General features: G+C 59.8%; 20 protein-coding genes. 11 read left to right on the plus strand and 9 right to left on the minus strand.

Annotated features, from left to right (window positions below; translation table 11 throughout):
• Nucleotides 1-26: 26 nt before the first annotated feature.
• The 9 genes from OIU37_RS27780 to OIU37_RS27820 all read left to right on the plus strand — a co-directional run bounded on the left by OIU37_RS27780 (nucleotide 27) and on the right by OIU37_RS27820 (nucleotide 7,759).
• Nucleotides 27-845: a bifunctional allantoicase/(S)-ureidoglycine aminohydrolase gene (locus OIU37_RS27780; protein WP_171604840.1), complete on the plus strand. Its 819-nt coding sequence runs from the start codon at nucleotides 27-29 to the stop codon at nucleotides 843-845.
• Between the two features lie 19 nt (nucleotides 846-864).
• Complete coding sequence (locus OIU37_RS27785; protein WP_171605070.1) at nucleotides 865-1,398, plus strand: GNAT family N-acetyltransferase; 534 nt, start codon at nucleotides 865-867, stop codon at nucleotides 1,396-1,398.
• A gap of 344 nt (nucleotides 1,399-1,742) precedes the next feature.
• On the plus strand, nucleotides 1,743-2,732 hold the full coding sequence (locus OIU37_RS27790) for a DUF2332 domain-containing protein (protein WP_264259289.1): 990 nt from the start codon (nucleotides 1,743-1,745) through the stop codon (nucleotides 2,730-2,732).
• A gap of 805 nt (nucleotides 2,733-3,537) precedes the next feature.
• A complete protein-coding gene (locus OIU37_RS27795; protein WP_180696746.1) occupies nucleotides 3,538-3,921 on the plus strand; it encodes an ACT domain-containing protein in 384 nt (127 codons plus the stop codon).
• 493 nt (nucleotides 3,922-4,414) lie between these two features.
• A complete protein-coding gene (locus tag OIU37_RS27800; RefSeq protein ID WP_264259290.1) occupies nucleotides 4,415-4,537 on the plus strand; it encodes a hypothetical protein in 123 nt (40 codons plus the stop codon).
• Between the two features lie 27 nt (nucleotides 4,538-4,564).
• Nucleotides 4,565-4,987 carry a hypothetical protein gene (locus OIU37_RS27805; RefSeq protein ID WP_180696747.1) on the plus strand — a complete coding sequence of 141 codons (423 nt, stop codon included), beginning with the start codon at nucleotides 4,565-4,567 and terminating at the stop codon, nucleotides 4,985-4,987.
• Nucleotides 4,988-5,491: 504 nt separating this feature from the next.
• Complete coding sequence (locus OIU37_RS27810; RefSeq protein ID WP_180696748.1) at nucleotides 5,492-6,304, plus strand: DUF1206 domain-containing protein; 813 nt, start codon at nucleotides 5,492-5,494, stop codon at nucleotides 6,302-6,304.
• 168 nt (nucleotides 6,305-6,472) lie between these two features.
• Nucleotides 6,473-7,342, plus strand: coding sequence for a TIGR02587 family membrane protein (locus OIU37_RS27815; RefSeq protein WP_180696749.1), 870 nt, complete (start codon nucleotides 6,473-6,475; stop codon nucleotides 7,340-7,342).
• Between the two features lie 6 nt (nucleotides 7,343-7,348).
• Nucleotides 7,349-7,759, plus strand: a complete 411-nt coding sequence (locus OIU37_RS27820) for a TIGR02588 family protein (RefSeq protein ID WP_094088621.1) — start codon at nucleotides 7,349-7,351, stop codon at nucleotides 7,757-7,759.
• Nucleotides 7,760-7,901: 142 nt separating this feature from the next.
• On the opposite strand, the gene OIU37_RS27825 is transcribed toward OIU37_RS27820, so the two are convergent.
• Nucleotides 7,902-8,120: a hypothetical protein gene (locus tag OIU37_RS27825; RefSeq protein WP_018483477.1), complete on the minus strand. Its 219-nt coding sequence runs from the start codon at nucleotides 8,118-8,120 to the stop codon at nucleotides 7,902-7,904.
• A gap of 93 nt (nucleotides 8,121-8,213) precedes the next feature.
• Entirely contained in the window at nucleotides 8,214-9,026 is an 813-nt protein-coding gene (locus tag OIU37_RS27830) for a pirin family protein (RefSeq protein ID WP_264259291.1), read from the minus strand.
• Nucleotides 9,027-9,289: 263 nt separating this feature from the next.
• On the opposite strand from OIU37_RS27830, the gene OIU37_RS27835 reads away from it, so the two are divergent.
• Both OIU37_RS27835 and OIU37_RS27840 read left to right on the plus strand, forming a co-directional pair.
• The gene (locus OIU37_RS27835) at nucleotides 9,290-9,772 is read left to right on the plus strand and encodes a DMT family transporter (protein ID WP_264259292.1); all 483 of its coding nucleotides are present in this window, start codon (nucleotides 9,290-9,292) and stop codon (nucleotides 9,770-9,772) included.
• Nucleotides 9,769-10,209, plus strand: a complete 441-nt coding sequence (locus OIU37_RS27840; protein ID WP_264259293.1) for a DMT family transporter — start codon at nucleotides 9,769-9,771, stop codon at nucleotides 10,207-10,209. The genes OIU37_RS27835 and OIU37_RS27840 overlap by 4 nt, the downstream gene beginning before the upstream one ends.
• A 140-nt stretch (nucleotides 10,210-10,349) precedes the next feature.
• Here the strand turns inward: OIU37_RS27840 and OIU37_RS27845 are convergent, their stop codons facing one another.
• The 7 genes from OIU37_RS27845 to OIU37_RS27875 form a co-directional block, all read right to left on the minus strand.
• Entirely contained in the window at nucleotides 10,350-11,798 is a 1,449-nt protein-coding gene (locus tag OIU37_RS27845; protein WP_264259294.1) for a M20 family metallopeptidase, read from the minus strand.
• Between the two features lie 134 nt (nucleotides 11,799-11,932).
• Complete coding sequence (locus OIU37_RS27850) at nucleotides 11,933-13,477, minus strand: ABC transporter substrate-binding protein (RefSeq protein ID WP_264259295.1); 1,545 nt, start codon at nucleotides 13,475-13,477, stop codon at nucleotides 11,933-11,935.
• Between the two features lie 15 nt (nucleotides 13,478-13,492).
• A complete protein-coding gene (locus OIU37_RS27855; RefSeq protein WP_264259296.1) occupies nucleotides 13,493-14,362 on the minus strand; it encodes a class A beta-lactamase-related serine hydrolase in 870 nt (289 codons plus the stop codon).
• A gap of 1 nt (nucleotide 14,363) precedes the next feature.
• A complete protein-coding gene (locus OIU37_RS27860; RefSeq protein WP_264259297.1) occupies nucleotides 14,364-15,992 on the minus strand; it encodes an ABC transporter ATP-binding protein in 1,629 nt (542 codons plus the stop codon).
• Nucleotides 15,989-16,807: an ABC transporter permease gene (locus OIU37_RS27865; protein ID WP_180696755.1), complete on the minus strand. Its 819-nt coding sequence runs from the start codon at nucleotides 16,805-16,807 to the stop codon at nucleotides 15,989-15,991. The genes OIU37_RS27860 and OIU37_RS27865 overlap by 4 nt, the downstream gene beginning before the upstream one ends.
• The gene (locus tag OIU37_RS27870; protein ID WP_018448627.1) at nucleotides 16,804-17,748 is read right to left on the minus strand and encodes an ABC transporter permease; all 945 of its coding nucleotides are present in this window, start codon (nucleotides 17,746-17,748) and stop codon (nucleotides 16,804-16,806) included. The genes OIU37_RS27865 and OIU37_RS27870 overlap by 4 nt, the downstream gene beginning before the upstream one ends.
• Before the next feature lie 178 nt (nucleotides 17,749-17,926).
• Nucleotides 17,927-18,832, minus strand: coding sequence for a LysR family transcriptional regulator (locus OIU37_RS27875; protein ID WP_138389628.1), 906 nt, complete (start codon nucleotides 18,830-18,832; stop codon nucleotides 17,927-17,929).
• Nucleotides 18,833-18,856: the final 24 nt, after the last annotated feature.

Consider the following 18,856-nt stretch of genomic DNA (forward strand, 5'->3'; position numbering starts at 1 on the left):
TACCAAATGCCGCGAAGCCTGGACCGATGAACAGAGATTATTATTCGAAACTCGGCGGATTGCCGCCGCAAACCGAGCTGCTTTCCAGCAAAGCCGTTTTCACCACGGCCTACGCGGTCATCCCGCGCAGCGTCATGACCGACATCGTCACCAGCGTCCTTCCGCATTGGACGGGGACACGGGCATGGGTTCTCTCCCGGCCGCTCTCCGGTTTCTCCGAGACCTTCTCGCAATATGTGATGGAGGTTGAGCCCGGCGGTGGAAGCGATCGGCCGGAGCCCGATAAACGGGCCGAAGCGGTCCTGTTTGTCGTCGACGGCGAGGTGACGGTGGAACTCGATGGCGTCAGTCATGCGCTGCGCTCCGGTTCGTTCGCCTATATTCCGGCGGGTTCGGTCTGGGGCCTGAAAAACGGCGGTTCGACGGCGGCAAAATTCCACTGGATACGAAAAGCCTTTCAGGAGGTCGAGGGGCTGGAGCCACCACCGGCGATCTTCACGCATGAGGACCAGCACCCCATCTCGGCGATGCCTGATACCGATGGACGCTGGGGGACGACCCGGTTCATCGATCCGGCCGATGTCCGATACGACATGCACGTGAATATCGTGACTTTGGAGCCGGGCGCCGTGATCCCCTTCATGGAAACCCATGTCATGGAGCATGGTCTCTATGTGCTGGAAGGCAAGGCCGTCTATCGGCTGAACCAGGATTGGGTCGAGGTCGAGGCCGGCGACTTCATGTGGCTGCGCTCTTTCTGCCCGCAGGCATGTTACGCCGGTGGCCCCGGCCGTTTCCGCTACCTGCTCTACAAGGATGTCAACCGTCACATGACGCTCTGGTAGGAGCTAGAGCGCAGTGACGATGAAGCTCGAAAGCGAACGTCTGATTTTGAGACCTTGGCGGCAGCAGGATCGCAAACCCTTCGCTGCGATCAATGCCGAGCCCGACGTCGTCAGATATCTCAATCCTCTGACCGACGAACAGTCGGATGCGATGCTCGACCGCATCGACCGGCACTTCGAGGATCATGGCTGGGGGCTGTGGGCGCTGGAGGAGAAGGCAAGCGGCGCGTTGATCGGCATGTGCGGCCTCAACAACGTTTCGCCGGCTTTGCCGTTTGCCCCGGCAGTCGAAATCGGTTGGCGGCTTTCAGCCTCGCGGCACGGCGCCGGATATGCACGCGAGGCCGCAGAACGGTCTCTCGACTTTGCATTCAAGACGCTGAAGCTTGACCGCATCGTCAGCTTCACGGTGCCCGCAAACAGCAATTCCTGGGGTTTGATGAGACGGTTAGGGATGAACCGGATCGGTGAGTTCAATCATCCCAATTTCGCCGAGGGGCATCCATTGCGTCATCACGTGCTCTACGAGCTGCGATCACCAAACGGTATTTGACCCTCCCACACATCGGCTTCAACCGAGAGGTGGTGTGTGCCAAGCGCTTGTTCTGGATCCGTTCGATGCTGTCCACAGTTTGCAACCGATGGCGCGGGTAGCGGGTGCCGTGGATTCTGGATAGCATTCGCCACCTTAGGTCTAAAGATTCGCGCGGGCGACGATGGTCGAAAAGCCTCGAGGGCAGCCGGAGGTGACGAGGCATTGGGCTACCCGCATAAGCGTAACACCCCCGTCTTGACGACCGGAATGGGTCGAACTTGTGTAAAAACGCCGCGCCTGGCTCCAATTTAATCCCTGGATCGTGTACGGTGACGAGACGTCGGGATTGGAGATCAGCGGATATGGGCGAGGAGGGATTGGCCGAAATCTCAGCCCGATATATTCGCTTCGCCGATACGGAGGCTCACGGTCGGTCGCCGCTATACGAGGAGTTGGCTCGTGCGGTCGCTGGGGACCGGGAAACACTCGGCTTCCTCTCGACCCTCCCGGACGTGAAGCGGCAACCGAACCTTCTGCTCGCCGCGGTGCGTCACCTGTTCGGCACGCCGACAGGATGGAACGAGTTTCGCCAGGCGCTTCAGGCTAATCCCGGCGCTATCCGTTCGCTAATGCTCGAGCGCTCGACGCAAACCAACGAGCCGGGAAGGTGCGCCACATTACTCCCCGTATTGGCGCGCTTGCCGCAGCCGCTGGCCCTCCTGGAGGTCGGGACTTCCGCAGGCCTCTGCCTCATGCCCGACCTCTACAGCTACGATTACGGGCGTAAGGCGATCCGCGCACCCGCGATGGTCGTGGAGCCGCCTGTCTTCCGATGTTCCGCCAGTGAGACAACGCCGATGCCTCCGGCCGCACCGCAGGTAGTCTGGCGGGCAGGACTGGACCTTAGCCCGATCGATGCTTCGAACCCCTCGCAAGTCGCATGGCTTGAGACGCTGGTCTGGCCAGAGCAGACGGCGCGGCTCGCCAATCTGCGGGCGGCCGTAAAGATCGCTGCCACGGTCAAGCCCCAAGTGCTGAAGGGCGACCTGCGCGGGAGCGACTTAGTGCGGCTCTGCAGCGAAGCTCCAAAGGATGCCACCCTCGTCGTCTTTCACACAGCCGTCCTCGACTATGTTTCCGACCCCGCAGACAGAGAGGCTTTCGCTGAGCAGGCGATGCGTCTCTCTCCGTATTGGATATCGAACGAGTTCCCTCGCGTATTCCCGCGCATTGCCACGTGCGCCGGAAAAAGCCGGCCGCCAGGCCGCTTCCTCCTATCTGTGAACGGCTTCCCTGTCGCTTGGACCGACCCGCATGGCGCCTCGCTCGAATGGATCGCGGACGAGGCGTAGGCGGCTGGCAATGACAACGTCTCCAAACCGCTCGCCAAAGGTCAGCTATAGGTCCGACCCGAGCCGTTGCGCGAAGGGTAGCTTTGAGAGAGCGCCATGAAGGTCGCCTTATGGCGCGTCCCGCTGGTTCAGGCATATGGGCCGCAGAACGGCCGAAATGAGCGTCGAAGGACTGGGTGGGTGGGAGGCGGCCATTGCCGCGAGGGCGGAGGTTCGGCTCGGGAGCGGGCCAGTAAAGCAGACATGAGTTTACATTCGAACCAGACAGTAGGTTCGAATCTCGTCCGGCGCGCCAAAATCGCTACCACTCCAGAACAATACTCGGCACTGCGTGGTGTTTCATTGTGTGTCTCAAGCGTCTCGGAAGACGCTCATAACGATCGGCGGCATTGCGCCGATACCGTTCTCTAATGGGTCAAGGGGCGCGATCGGTTGGTCGGCATAGGACGCCCCGGCGGACATCCCAGAGTCGGTGGCAGGGTGGCTGCAGCTCGCTCGCGCGAGGAACATCATCGAATCCCATCGGCCTCGCTCGAAGGCCTGTGGCTCGAGCTGATCGGGCGCGGGCATCTAACCGGTCAGGAGATCGCCGACGGCCTGCGACCTGACGAAAAAAACGGACCTGCCGACGCCGAAGACGCGCCTGAAGATCAGACAGCGGCTTCACGGATAATGGAGAGAAAAGGGGCCGGGTGGTTTCCGTGCTTATCGCCGCGGCCTTCGGGCTGATGCTGTCGTTGATGGGGCGTCAGCCTTGTCGCCTTAGTTTTATCTGGTAACCTCCGGATAGATGAGGGAGACGAGCATGGCACCACGCATCACGATCAGGGAACTCGAAGGCTCCTATGCCATTGCCCGGCTCGCGCCTGACGCGGCCATTCCCGCCTGGGCAGATGGGGAAGGTTTTGTAAGCATCGGCCGCAGCGACGAAGAACTGTCGATCGTCTGCCGCGCAGAACGCGTGCCGGCCGACATCAAGCATGACGGCGGCTGGTCGTGCTACAAATTCCAGGGGCCGTTTGCCTTCAACGAGGCGGGCATACTGCTCTCGGTCATCCGGCCGCTGTCGGAAAGCAATATCGGCATCTTCGCCGTGTCGACCTTCGATACCGACAACCTGCTGATCAAGACCTCAGACAAGGCCCGCGCCGACGAACTGCTCGCCGCCGCAGGCCATACGCTTCTCTAAGCCCCGTCAGCGCTTCGACCGGGCGGCCGCCGACCGAATCCTCGACGACCTCCGGCACGTCGCCTACCGGAACGGCCTCGCCGCCGCGCTGGTCTTCCAGTTCGTCGATCAGGAGTACATCGACGCGGACGAGGACTGTCGTCGGCGCAGGACGACCTTCACCGGATGTCGAGACTTCGCGAGGTTACGGCCGTTGTCGAAGAAATTGAATCCATACGGGACGAGATGTCGGATGAAGCTCGGTTCTTCTTCGGATGGCGGCCCTATGCGGAGAAGTGGGCGTTCCCGAATCCATTGTGGAGCGAGCTGCGGACGGCGTTTCAGGAGGGCAGGGGACGATGCGGAAAGGGCCCAACGCGTTCCGTCTCCAAGGTTTCTATGAGGTTCCAGCACGCGGTCCGTCAATGGTTCGTTTGTGATCGCGTGAAGGTTGAAGGTTTCGCTTTAGGCGAGCCACCTTTCGTCCTACCGTGCGTGAAAAAGGAGATTGGAGATGGACGAGTTCGAAAAGCAACGGATTGAATACCAGCAGCGCCTCGACGTCATCTGGAACGACGCCATCCACGTTGCCTTCGGATCTTCGCCGCCGATGTCGAGGACCTGGACGGATCCCTAAGACTGCGCCGAAGTCCTTCGGCCTTTCATGGATGGTAATTATTCGTTCCTGCCGCCAAACGGTCATCCACCTTTCGATGGCGTCGACGTTCATGACGACGGCAAAAAGCTTTTATTCATTCTGGGTGAGAGCGGTCTGCTTGAGACGGCACCGCGGGCGCTGAGGTTCGAGTATATCGAGAAGGCGCCTATCGAATCCTTCCTCCTCCTCGAACTGCGGCAAATGCAGCCAACCGGCGTCTACGAAAGCGTCGATGAATATTCCGAGCAAGTCGCCCGAATTGATGGAGAGGATTACGACTATAGCTTGATGGAGCATGGTATCTGGCACCATGACGAGGATGGTAACGAGGTCCCGATCCCAGAGTACGCCAAGACAGTTCTGCGCCTATCCATTTCGTGGGATTTGTCAGTAGCGTTCAGAGGCGAGCGACGCCCAGGCGCTATTTGAAGCGGCGGCCTGCTGGCGCCTTCGAGCAGGCGAGTGCGCGAATCCAAAATTATGGGTGCACAGTCCAAAAATGCGTGACCACAGTCCAAAATTATATGGCGACGCTCAGCCGCATTAATAAATAAGAAATTTATGATTGTAAAAGTGGCGTAATCTATCTTATGGAACTGGCAAAGATTTAGCCGCGTTTCTGCATGGACAGCACGTTGTAGGACGTCACGCTCCCCTGATCCCTTGCCGGTGTTTGTGACTTCAGCACACTTCTGCTCCGTCGCTTGATACTGTTTCTCGTGGCGACCATCCGGGCGACCTTCGTCCTCTCGAATTTGCAGGCTCGTTCGCGCTGCTCGTAATCTCGTTGCATTGGGAAATTCCGGTGGGCGTCCGACCAATCAAAATCGCGATGAAAGTTTGAGGCGCTTGCCTCGTTGAAGACATTCATCGCGGAGAAGTCGGAACTGTTTTGCTGGGCGCTCGTTAAAAAGCGCGGCGGGGGAACCAGAGATGACCAGGTCGAAATTTGAATGGCTTGCGCGGGCCGGATATAGCGCTCGAGGTATTGTATTTTTGCTCGTTGCTGCGCTGGCAGTATTTTCGAGCTTCGGCGGCGGAAAGGCCGATACCAAATCAGCGTTCGACGCTGTCTTGGAACAGCCATTGGGCCGGGTGTGGCTGGGGTTGATAGGGCTCGGGCTACTCGGCTTTGTAGCATGGCGGCTTGCCCAGTCCATCGCGAACGCAGACAACCATGACCTCAGTGTCAAAAGCTACCTGATCCGTGCCGCCCTTCTCGGGAGCGCCGTGACGTACATGGGGTTGGCGATATACGCCTTTCAGGACGCCCTTGGATTTGGATCCGGTGGCGACGGCGGAGAAAAGGGCGTAGCAGCCTGGGCCATGTCGCAACCGTTTGGTCGATTCCTAACTGGTGCGATTGGTCTCGGGCTCGTCGTTGGTGGTGCTGTTACCGCGCTGAAAGGTGTCACGCGACGATTTGAGCGATATCTCACGCTCGGTCAAAGCCGACCTCTGTTATTGGTTTGCGTCTATGGGCTTGTTTCCCGCGGGATCGTTTTCGTGATCGTCGGCATCTTCTTTTGCTATGCGGCCTTCACCATCGATCCGGGCCAGGCGGGAAGCATAAGCGATGCCTTGGCCTTCGTGAGACAGCTTCCTTTCGGAGCTGTTCTCTACCTCGTCGTGGCTATCGGCTTGGCTGCGTTCGGTATCTATAATTTGGTCGAGGCACGATATCGAACCGTGTCGACACCAAAACTTTCGCAGGTACGGTCGGAACTGCCAGGATCTCAGAACTAAGAAGCAATTGAGAAAAGTCATGTCAACCTTGATGTCCATGACGGTTTTGACTTCGGCGGCTCTGGTGCTCGTGCGTCCAACCTGCGCTTCTGCAGCGAGCGCTTGCGTTTTGAATGCCGCGGCATCGGTTTACAGGTGGTGGGACTTTTTCATTTAGGGGGATCAAACTTGAGTGCCGCGACCACGCGCCAGGATTTCAATAGCAGCAGATTTTTTTCAGGTATCGCGCGCGGTATTGCTGGAGCATTGCTTTTCGCTCTGCCCATGTTCATGACCATGGAAATGTGGGAACTCGGCTTCTACATGGACCGCAGCCGCCTGTTTCTCTTGTTGATCGTCAATATTCCCCTTCTTGTTATTCTCTCGGACCGGGTCGGATTTGAGCGGACATGGACCTGGCGACAAGCGATGCGTGACGCAAGCATTGCCTACGGCCTTGGAATTCTGGGCAGTGCACTGATCCTCATCGCCATGGGGGTTCTGAAACACGATCAATCCCTGCATGAGATAACCGGAATGATCGCGATCCAGGCCATACCTGCCAGCATCGGCGCGATGCTAGGTCGGAGCCAGCTCGGCGGACAATCGGACGATGGCGACGATGCCAAGCAAAACGATAGTGATGACCCAGTCCACGAACGGGAAACGAGCTACGCCGGTGAACTATTCCTGATGGCGGTCGGCGCCTTGTTCCTCAGCCTTAACGTCGCGCCCACCGAGGAAATGGTCTTGCTTTCGTACAAGATGACGCCGTGGCATGGCCTGATCATGATCGCCGCCTCGCTGGCAGTCATGCATGGGTTCGTCTACGCCCTTTCTTTTAAGGGGAGCCACGATCTCGCCGAGGGTACGCCAGGCTGGCACGCTTTCGTTCGTTTCACCCTGCCGGGCTACGTGATTGCCGGTCTGATCAGTGCCTATTGCCTCTGGACGTTCCACAGAACCGATGACATCGGGTCTACCCAAATCCTGATGGCCGTTGTCGTTTTGAGCTTTCCCGCTGCCATTGGCGCGGCGGCAGCTCGACTGATCCTGTGAGGCACCATGACAAAAACCTCCAACAACAAAAATGTGGAAGCAGGCGAACCGCATTGGATTGAATGGGCCACTGGCGTCGTCTCGGCCGTAATTGTCCTTGGCGTGATTGCTTGGATTGGCAAGGATGCATTGTTGGACCGTGATTCTTCGCCGAATCTGGTCGGGGTCGTGCTGCAAACCGAAAAGCGCGACGGTGGCTTTCAGGTCCTCTTCGAAATCAGAAACGATTCAAGCGCAACCGCGTCGCAGGTAACCGTCCACGGCGAGATACGAGAACAAGGTGCAGTGATTGAAGACGTCGAGACCGTCCTGGACTATGTCCCGGGGCACTCGAAAGCCAAAGGTGGGCTGATATTCCAGCAAGACCCCACCGGGAAAACGTTGACGGTCAGAGCGTCCTCATTCGATGAGCCATAGTCGATTTGTTAGGTTTCGACTTTCATCCAGCGGCCGCGATATCTCCGTAGCCGCCGTGCTAGTCAGCACGCCGCGCGAGACCGTTCGGTAACTGATAGCCGGCGCTCCGACAGGAGACGTCGATTATTCTCGGAGTTTTCGGTCAGTCCGTTCGTCCAAGGGTGGAAAGTGCATCCTGCAGTCTAAGCGCCGCCAGCGCCTCGGTTGCCTCATCCGAAGACCATCCCGCTTCCAGCGCCGCAGACAGGACCAGCGATTCCGTTTGAAGCTCGAGCTTCTCATAAAGCGGCTCGATGGCTTCGCGGGCTGTTACAACATGCTGGTCTGGTGGGGTGATGGGTGTGGCGGCAACCGTAGGCATGAAATGCTCCTCCTATTGAACGCTAAGGTTCGAAACCCGTTAGGGGCATCCTTGTTCCATTCATATCGCCTTTTCCGTCTTCGAGCGGCGATACTAAAGATGACGACGCCACATATGGCGAAATTTCTTCCATCGCAGGAACGCGCGAATGATGATTGCCGGCGGGATCTTTTTGTGGTCGCCGACAGTCCCCTGCCTGGTGATAGATGCGTTCGGGTCGAGCAGAAACGCGACCAACGTGCTTGCACTCTGCGCCTCTACTTCGAGCTTGTCATCCGATAAATGCAGCCCCTGCTCGCCTTCGGCGAACGTCTGCTTATCGACGACAACGGAACCGCTAAAGACATAGAAATAGAGGGCTCGGCCTTGTTTCTGCGGGAATTCCACCCGTACGCTTGCGTCCAGCCGCATGTCGAAGAAGTCGATTGCGCTGCGGACATAAAAGGGCGCGCCCTCTCCTTCCGGCCCGACCAGGTGTCGCCAGACGTTTGCCGCGGCAGGTGGCATCGGCCCGTACTGGATCTTCGGCTCGCGATCGACCGCATAAGGGCGGACGAGGATCTGCAGCATTCGCAGAGGCGGATCGGATGCCAGCGTCTCTTCGGAATGCCAAAAGCTTTTTCCGGCATTCATCACCATCAGATGATCGCGGTCGATCACCAGTCGGCCCGCGGCCTTGTCGTCGTGACGCATGACGCCTTCGGGCACCCAGGAAATGATCTCATCGTTCCGGTGCTCGTGCATGGCGATCAGGCGGCCAGGATCGAGAATGGATTCAACGACCATGGCGAGAGGGCCGTGGCCGTGATCGGTCGGCTTCGGCTTCAACCAGCCCGGCATGTTGACATGTGCGACGAAGCCTCCCGCATCCCGCACCACGAACGTTCGTGCGCCCTTGAGCAGCATCGCATCCTCCATGCTTGCAAGGCAGTGACGACACCCGGCCATTAGCCATCGGCCGGAAGGGCTCGTCAATGGAAAGGATGTTTGTCGGACCACGATTGACGCCAGGCAGGAAATCCGCTGAGACGTACCGTCCTAATCAGGAACATGGTCGACGCATTCGTAAAGGCGAGTGCTGCAGCGTCCTTTGCGCGTCTAAAAGACGCGGCGCTGTAGTGGCAATCTGATAAATATCGGGCGCAATCGATTCTTTGACGGGATCTGCAATGACCACCGAAGCACGTAATTCGCATCCCATCTACTTCATCGGAGCTTTTGCCACGGGCGGGCTCCTGACTTTCATGGTGCACCTCAACGGGGAGTTGGCCCGCTATGGCAATCCCCTATTCTCATCTTGGACCGCCCACGGCACAGGCATCATCGCAGCCGTTATTCTTCTCCTGTTGGTCCACCGCCGGCGCACGCCGATGGTGGAAAAAGCCCCCAATGCGCCTTGGTGGGCTTACTTCGGTGGGATATCCGGTGCGTCAACGGTCATTCTGACCTCGACTGCAGTCAACTCGCCGCTCGGGCTCTCCGGCACCTTGGCTTTGGGTTTGGCAGGCCAGGTCGCCTTCAGCGTCGCGGCCGACAGCTGGGGACTGTTCGGTCTGCCAAAGCGGCGTCCAGATACACAAGACATCGTAGCGCTCGGCTTGGTCGTCACGGGGGCTGCGCTCATCATCCTGTTTGGGCGAGGTGCGGCGTGACAGTGTTCATTCTCCTGGCCTGCCTGGGTGGTGTGCTCGTCGGCCTCAGTCGTCAGCTCAATGGACGGTTGAGCATATCGACCACGCCGCTGATCGCATCCTTCTGGAACCATGCCATAGGCTTTGCTGCCCTCACCTGCCTTGGTCTCGTTGTCGGAGGTCTGCTTCCCGCGAGTGCTGCCGAGGCGCCTTGGTATGCCTATCTGGGTGGTCCCATCGGCGTCATCTTCGTGGCGGCGGGCAGTTGGGTCATTGCTCGAATAGGTGCGGTGAATTCGGCTCTGCTGATCATCGGTGGCCAGATGGTAACAGGGGTAGCGTTTGATTATATCAGCGCCGTTCCAACGTCGTTTTGGGCGAACGCGGCCGGAATTGTTCTCATCGTCGGCGGAATGATGGTCAGCCGGAGACGACGCAAAGCCGGCGGTCCGCAATAGCCAAACGCTGCGTTACGATTTCGGTGCCATTGCGACCGAGCAATTTCATCGGCCGGTCGCAAGCCATGGGGACAGATAGACGGCGGGGGATGCCTCCCCGCCCCGCAGCATCTTTTAGGCGCGGCGTTCTCAGGGCAGGGTTACCGGCTATGAACCGATGCAGGCATCACATCGTCGGGTATCGGGCACACATAGGCTTTGCCGCTGGTCTTTTCTCGCCATTCGGCCGTCGCGGCTGCCAGGAGGTCGGGTGACGACATCAATGCGAGACCCGTTGTCGCAAGCGTTTTGGCCGCATGCGCCATGGCTTTGTGCGCGGCCGGGCTTTTCCCCTGCGCGACGACCTGCCAGGTATGGGGATTGGTGCCGATTGCCCAGGCTGGCGCCCAGCATTGCGCGGTCGGTGTCACCCAGCTGACATCGCCGACATCGGTCGACCCGGCCCGGAAATGCGATTGTCCCTCGAAATCGCGCAGACCGGTGTGCAAGGGCGTCGAGCCATCGACCTTGGCATTGGAGAACACATCGCCCTTGATCTGATAGAGGCGGATGCTGCTCCTGATCGCTTCGGGCGTGAAGGTATCCTGGATTTTCCTGGCAAAGGCGATGTCGGCCTCGTCGAAGGCTATCGGCCCGAGTGCGACCATGTTCTCGTGCATCGCCGTTTCAAGCGTGATGTTGGGAATAAGGTTCGTCGAAGCGGTGTCGAACACGATCTCGACCTCGGTTTCGGTCATCATCGCGGCCCCTCGTGCAACCTTCTCGACGCGCCCGGCAAGCTCAAGCGCCTGCGGCATGTCAGGCGCCCTGATCAGATAGAGAACTTCGGCGCTCGCCTGCACGACGTTGGCGGCCCTGCCGCCTGTGTCGGTGATCGCGTAGTGAACGCGACAATCCTGCGGCATGTGTTCACGCAGGAAATTGACGCCGACATTCATGAGTTCGACCGCATCGAGCGCCGAGCGGCCGAGATGGGCGCTGTTGGCAGCATGTGCCGCGACACCCCTGAAGCGATAGTAATATTCGAGAACGGCAAGATTGTTCGTCGAGCGAACACCGTTGAACGGAGCCGGATGCCAGGTCAGGGCGGCATCGACGTCATCGAATGCGCCGGCGCGAACCATGAAGGTTTTGCCGGAACCGCCCTCCTCTCCCGGGCAGCCGTAATAGCGCACCGTTCCGGGCAGCTTGTTCTCCTTCAGGTGGCGGGCAAGCGCAACCGCCGCCATCAGCGACCCGACGCCAAGCAGATTGTGCCCGCAACCGTGACCGGTTGCTCCCGCTGCCTCGGGAAGAGGCTCGGCCAGGTCGGCGGCCTGGCTCATTCCGGCCAGCGCATCGAATTCGCCGAGGAAAGCAATCACCGGCTTGCCGCTGCCGGATTCGCCGATGAAGGCCGTTTCCATGGCTGCGACGCCGCGGCGCACGGCAAAGCCGTTTTCCTCGAGCGTCCTTGCCAGCAATTGCGACGAGCGCCGCTCCTCGAACTTCAACTCCGCGAAATCCCAGATACTGTCGCTGAGAGCGATATAATCCGGCTTCATCTTTTCGATCGTCGCGGCAATGGAGCTGATCGCGTCAAGATTCATGGTATTCCTCGCTGTCTGCCCTGCCGCCACAGGGACGTGTTGCACCGGACCCGGCAGAGCGGCCTGCCGGATCTCTTATTGACTGTCGAAGCGGGATGGCGGCGCCCGAACCATCCGGGCACGGCAGTTCAGGCTCAATTGTCGAGCGAAATTTCCCAAAGACGGGCATTCGATTGCCAGACGGGCTGGCCCTTCAGCTTCTTGGTCGCGCCCCAGACATCGACCATGTCATAGAGGAAGATGCCCGGCATTTCCTTGAGCATCAGCGTGTGAAACTCGTCGAAGATCGCCTGACGCTTCGTCTGGTCGGGCTCCGCATAGGCGGCCTTCATCAACTCGACGGCCTTCGGGTCATCCCACATCAAGGAAGCATTTTTGTCCTTGTTGCCGACATAGAAGCCGTACATCAGTGCCGGATCGAGCCGCGGCGCGACCGATTGCGAGATGATCTGGTAATTGCCGGAACGGCGGCGATCGACCTGCGTCGCATAGTCGAGCACCTCGATCTGCACATTGAGACCTGCCTGTTGCATCATGGCCTGCGCCATCACCGCGGCCGGGAAGCTTGGCACGTTGCTGCGCTTGTTGGCGATGATGGTAATCGGCTCGCCCTTGTAGCCGGCCGCCGCAAGCTCCTTTTTCGCGGCCTCGATGTCGTAGGGCAGACGCTCCTTCTGGACATCGTCGAAATAGAGCGAGTCTTGCGAAACCATGGAGCCGTTGGCTGCGCCGGTGCCATTGGAGGCGGCCTCGACGAGCTGGTCGAGATCGAGTGTCATCGCCATGGCGCGGCGCACGCCGGGATTGCTCAGAACCTTGTCGCGCGTCTGGACGTAGAAGAGGTTTTTGCCGTTGTTGCGGGCCACGATCAGTTGCATCGTGTCGCTCGTCTTGAATTCGGGAATGAGATCCGGCGAAATCTCCGCGGTATCGAGCACGCCGGACTGAAGGCCGGCCTTTACGGTCGAAGCATCGGGAATGACCATGAACTTGATGCCGTCGACGAGAGGGCGTTTGGAGCCGACCATGCCGTCGGGCTTGCCGTCGTTCTCTGGCGAGATATAATCGTCGAACTTGGCGAGATGGATATACTCGCCCTTCTTCCATTCATCCCATTTGAAAGGACCGGTGCCGATCGGCTTGACGAAGCTTCCGTCCGCGCCGACCGATTCCGGGGAGATCATCCCGGTGTAACCGCATTCGGGGCGAGACATCAGGCCAAGGAAAACCGCCGATGGCTTTTCCAGCGTGATGGTGACGGTCGAAGTATCGACTGCCTTGACCCCGGTAACATGCACGGGGCCACTGCCGTCGAAATCGGGAAGGCAGGTCCATTTCGTTTCAGGCTTGAGATAGCGGTTCCAGTTCCACACGACGTCATCGGCGGTCAATTTCTTGCCGTTGTGGAATTTGACGTCGTCACGCAGTTTGAAGCTGTAGGTCAGCCCATCGGCCGAGACTTCGAAGCTCTTTGCCAGCAGCGGCTTGACCTCGCCATTGTTGGCATAGCCGACGAGCCCCTCGACGATATGCAGGATGACGCCATCGGTATTGCCGTCGCGATTGACGCCCGGATTGTTGCTGCGCAGATCGGAACTTTGAGCCACGACGATGTCGCGGGCGTCGACCACGCCGGTCATCGCCATCAACATGGTGCCTGCAAGAAGAAGTTTGTGCATTGTTCTACCCTCTTTTTATGATGGTTGGGATTGGAATTCATCCCAGCAGGCGCGTGAAAGCCTGCCGATGGTTTCAAGCGCGACTGTGTAGCCGGGGGTGCCGTCCGGCATTTCCTGCGGCACGTCGTCGGTATAGACGGCGATGATGTAGAAGGGGGAACCGTCGCGATAGACGATACCGGCATTCATGCGGCCGCGCTTTCCCGTGCCGCCCTTGTGGGCGACGAGCACTCCGAATGGCAGCCGGGAGGGAATGGCATAACGCAGGATCTGGTTCTTCAGGGTTTGAAGCGCATAGGCGCTGAGCGCCTGCGAGCAGCCGAGCCGGTCCGCGGCTTCCCGCGAATCCTGCGCATCCAGGATGGTTTGCAGCAGATAGACCTGATCCCGCGCCGTCGTCGTGGTGACGGCTTTCAAAGAATGATCGGGCGACAGCGCCAAGGGAGGGATGAGGAAGCGATGGTTGGTGCCCGTCATGCCGATCGACTTGCAATAGCTGTCTACCTCTTCGAGTGTCAGCCTTTCGAAGACCATCTTGGTGCAGACATTGTCGCTCAGCACCATCATGCCGGTGATGGCATCGCGTAGCGATATGACGATACCGGGCGTCAGATAGCGAAACATCCCGCTCGCCACTTCCTCGGCGAAACGTTTTTCGTAGGTGATCCGTTCGTCCAGGTCCAGGCGGCCTTCATGGGCGGCCTTCAAGGCCGCCATCATGATCGAGGTCTTTCGGGTGCTGGCGGAAGGGGTTTCCTCGTCCGCGCCCCTGCCGATCGTTTCGCCGCTGCCAAGCGCACGCACCATGAAGCGGGTCACGAAAGGCTGGGCATCGCAGATCGCGTTCAATCGCTCCGCGAGCTTTGCGGATTCAATCATCGTCATGTCAGTTCTCCAGGCGCCATTTGAGGATCACGCCGCCCTGAGCATTATGGTCCAGAGCGGGGATGGCCGAGAGAAGCCTTTGCGTATAGGCCTCCTTCGGGCTGTCGAAAACCGTATCGCGGTCGCCCTGCTCGATGATCCGGCCGTCCTGCATGACGACGACGCGATCGGCCACCTGTTCGACCACGCCGAGATCGTGGCTGATGAACAGGCAGGAAAAGCCGTAGCGTTTTTGCAGATCGGACAGGAGTTCGAGCACCTGCGCTCGGACCGTCACATCAAGCGCCGATACCGGTTCGTCGGCGATCAGGAATTTCGGCCGGCGCGTAATGGCGCGGGCAATCGCCACGCGCTGACGCTGGCCGCCCGAAAGCTCATGCGGGTAGCGCCCGGCATAGTCGGACCCAAGGCCGACTTCCTCCAGCGTCTCCAGGGCGCGCTTGCGCTTTGCCGCAGCGTCGAGATCGGGAACGAGCCGCAACGCTTCTTCCACGAGCGCGAGGATGGTCATGCGCGGATCGAGCGAGGAATAAGGATCCTGAAACACCATCTGGCAATTCAGCCGATAATCCATCCAGTCGTCGTCGCGGCTGCGTCCCTTGAACCGGATATCGCCTTCGTTCTCGCGGACCAGTCCGGCAATCGTGCGGCCGAGCGTGGTTTTGCCGGAACCCGAACCGCCGACCAGCGCCACGACTTCGCCCTCGTGGATATCGATGCTGACGCCATGCAGCGCCCGTTTCGGCTTTGCCTTCTTCATCAGCGACCGCCGGCCTGGATAGTCGACGACGATATCCCGCGCTGAGACCATCGGCGCCCTGGTCTTGTCGATCATCCGCGTCTCTCCGCGGAACGGCAGGGAGGAAAGCAGTTTCTTCGTATAGGCACGCTGCGGTGCGTCGAGCAGATCGGCGGTGCGTCCTTCTTCGACGATCGCGCCCTTTTCCATGACGACGATGCGGTTGGTGTAGCGGGCAACCATCGGCAGATCGTGGCTGATCAGCAGCACGGCGGTGCCTTCCGCCTGCGTCAACCCCACCATCAATTCCATGACATCGCGCTGGATCACGGCATCGAGCGCCGTCGTCGGCTCGTCAGCGATCAAGAGCGCCGGTTTCAGCAGCATCACCGATGCCAGCATGATGCGTTGGCGCATGCCGCCCGAGAATTCATGCGGGTAGGACGTGAGCGCCCCGGCGGGATCGCGGATCCCGACCCGGTTCAGCATGTCGAGGATCCGGCTGCGCCGTTCCTCCTGCGAGAGTTTCGTATGCAGCTGCAACCCTTCTTCGAGTTGGCGGCCGACGGTCATCGAGGGATTGAGCGAGGTCATCGGCTCCTGGAAGACGACACCGATTTCCGCACCACGCAATTGGCGCAATTGCGCGCCGTTCATGGAAAGCACGTCGCGTCCCTTGTAGGTAACGGAGCCGCCGATCACCTTGATGGGCGCCGGCAGCAGCGAGATCAGGGCGCGTGTTGCCAGCGTCTTGCCCGATCCGCTTTCTCCGACGATGCCGAAGATCTCGCCCGGCGCGATGTCGAAGCTGACCTCCTTGACGACCTGCACACCGGTCCCGGTGACCTGAAGCGACAGGTTGCGGACATTCAAAAGCGTTCTATTGGTCATTTCAGCCCCCTCATCCGCGGATCAAGCTTGTCCCGAAGAGCGTCGCCCAGAAGATTGATGCCGAGGAGCGTCAGGGCGATCGCCAGGCCCGGGAAAAGACCCAGCCAGACCGCCTGCTCGATGAATGGTCGCCCGGCGGCCAGCATGTTGCCCCAGGTCGGCGCCGGTGGCGGAACGCCGAGGCCGAGAAAGCTGAGCGCGCTTTCCGAAAGGATCGCCCAGCCGAACATCGAGGTCGCTAGCACGGTGATCGGGGCGACGCAATTGGGCAGGATATGGCGGAACATGGTGTAAAGCTCGCCATTGCCCATCACCTTGGAGGCCTCGATGAATTCCCGCTCGCGCAGCGACAGGACGGCGCCCCGGACGACGCGGGCCATGGAGGGAGAATAAGCAATGCCCAGCGCGAAGATGATGCCGTATTGGTTGGCGCCGAAGACGGCGAGCAACCCCAGCGCCAGAAGGATGCCTGGAAAGGCGAGAAGCGCATTGTTGACGGCCATGATGACGGCATCGACCCAACCGCGGGCATAACCACTGACGAGACCGATCAGCGTGCCGCAGACCGTTGCGAATGTGACCGTCAAGGTGCCGATCCAGACGCTCGCCCGGGCGCCGACGATCAGGCGGCTGAGCACGTCGCGGCCGAATTCGTCGGTTCCGAGCCAGTGGGCGCTGCTTGGCGCCGCCAGCCGTGCCGTGAAGCCGAGCTTCATCGGATCATAGGGGGTCCAGAAAAGGCCAATCGCAGCCGAGACGAGCAATGCGGCAATCAGAATGCTGCCGATGAAGCCGTTGAAGGTGACGTTTTTCATTCGGCGACTACCCGCGGATCGAATAAGGGATAGAGCAGGTCGACGACCAGATTGACCAGCACATAGGAGAGCGAGACGAACAGCAGGCAACCCTGGATCACGGGGTAATCGCGGGCAAAAATACTGTCCACCATCAGTCGCCCGAGCCCCGGAATGGTGAAGACCGTCTCGATGACGGCAATGCCGCCGAGCAGATTGCCGAGGATCAGACCGATGACCGTCCAGGTCGGGCCGAAGGCATTCTTGAAGGCGTGCCGCCAGAGGACGGCGCTCTCGGAAAGCCCCTTGGCCCGGGCGTGGGTGATATAGTCGAGACGCAGCACTTCCAGCGTCGAGGCGCGTGCCATGCGGATCAACACACCCATCTCGTGAATGACCAGGGTCATGATCGGCAGCACGAGGTAAAGCAGGCCGCCGGTGACGTTGCTGCCGATCGAGACATAGCCGAGGACCGGTAACCAGCTGAGTTTCAAGCCGAAGAAAAGCAGAAGCAGGAGGCCGAGCCAGAATGTCGGGATCGACAGCAGGATCGTGGCCGTGCCGACCAGCGCCAGGTCCGTCAGACTGTTTTGCCGCCAGGCGGCGATGACGCCGGCCGGCACGGCGATGAGGCTCGCCAGAAGCACGGCGACGACGACGACTTCGGCACTGACCAGAAAACGTGATGCGACGAGCGGCAGAACCGCCTCATCATTGACGATCGAGCGGCCGAAATCACCCTGCACGACATTGGCGGTCCAGATCAGGAACTGTTGCGGCAGCGATTTGTCGAGGCCGAGTTCCGAGCGCATCGCCGCGATCTGAGCCGGCTCAGCCATATCACCCAGCATCAGTGCCGCCGGATCGCCGGGTATGAAGCGGATCAGCGTGAAGACGGTCACCGAAACGAGGACGATCGTCGGCAATGCCATCAACAGACGGTTCAGAACGAATTTCAGCATTTTTGTTCCCCGCGATGGGCGACGGACAGTGCCCGGCGCCATCGGTTTCGTTGCCGCAGACTATGATCGAATGAGGAAATATCCGCAATATTATGCGATTCTGTCATACGTCTATGCGGAATACGACCGCAACCAAAACGGCTGCGTTGGCGTAAGTGCTCAGGTTAAAAATCTGATTTTAAATGTCTTTTTGAGAAAGCTGGATCTGTCGCTTCAATGCATCGCTCAGAGCGTGGGCGGCAATCGAGAGTGGCGTGCCCACCGCCCTCGCCAATCCGAATTCCTGGGTCGCGCGCGGCACGAAAGGACGGTGAACCACCGGCAGGTGGCGATAGAGATTCGCATAAAAGCTGCTGATGATCGTGACCCCAAGGCCATGCGCGACGTAGGAACAGGCGGAACTGTTGGTATGCGTCTCGATCTTGACGATCTGCTTGACGCCGGCCCGCCGGAAGGTCTGGTCGAGCGCCATGCGGTTCGGCCGTTGGCGGCCAATCAGAATGAGGGGCACGTCGCGCAGATTCCTGACCGTGATTTCCTCCAGTTTCGCAAGAGGATGATCCTTTGGAACGACGCAGACACTTTCGCCGGTGGCGACGCGCTCGACCTCGATGCCCGGTCCGCTCTCGCCCTCCATACGCAGAAAGCCGAAATCGATCACCCTCTGCTCGACGAGCTTGTTGATCGCGGTCGTCGTCTCGAAGAAGGTTTCGATCCGCACACCGGGGAAATCGCTGATGTAATCGGCCAGCATTGCCGGCGCGAAATGCTCCCACATGCTGCTCGGCAGGCCGACGCGGACGATCTCCGGGCCGGCGGCGCCGCTTCTTAAGTCCTCCGCGTGGCCCGACATCCGATCGACCGCGAGCAAGATGTTCTCGGCATCACGGGCAAGAAGCAGGGCCTCGGGGGTGGGGATGAGACGGCCCTTGTCGCGCACGAAAAGCGACATTGAAAGGTCCGCCTCGAGCTGCTGGAGGAGGCGGCTGACGCCGGACTGACTGAGGCCCATCGTCTTTGCCGTGGCAATCGTCGACCCCGTCGCCAGAAGCGTGCGCAGGACTTCCAGTTGCTTGATATTCATGCGTTCGCGATCCCCCGGGACGGT

This window comes from Rhizobium sp. BT-226, from assembly GCF_025847085.2.
GTDB classification, from domain to species: domain Bacteria; phylum Pseudomonadota; class Alphaproteobacteria; order Rhizobiales; family Rhizobiaceae; genus Rhizobium; species Rhizobium sophorae.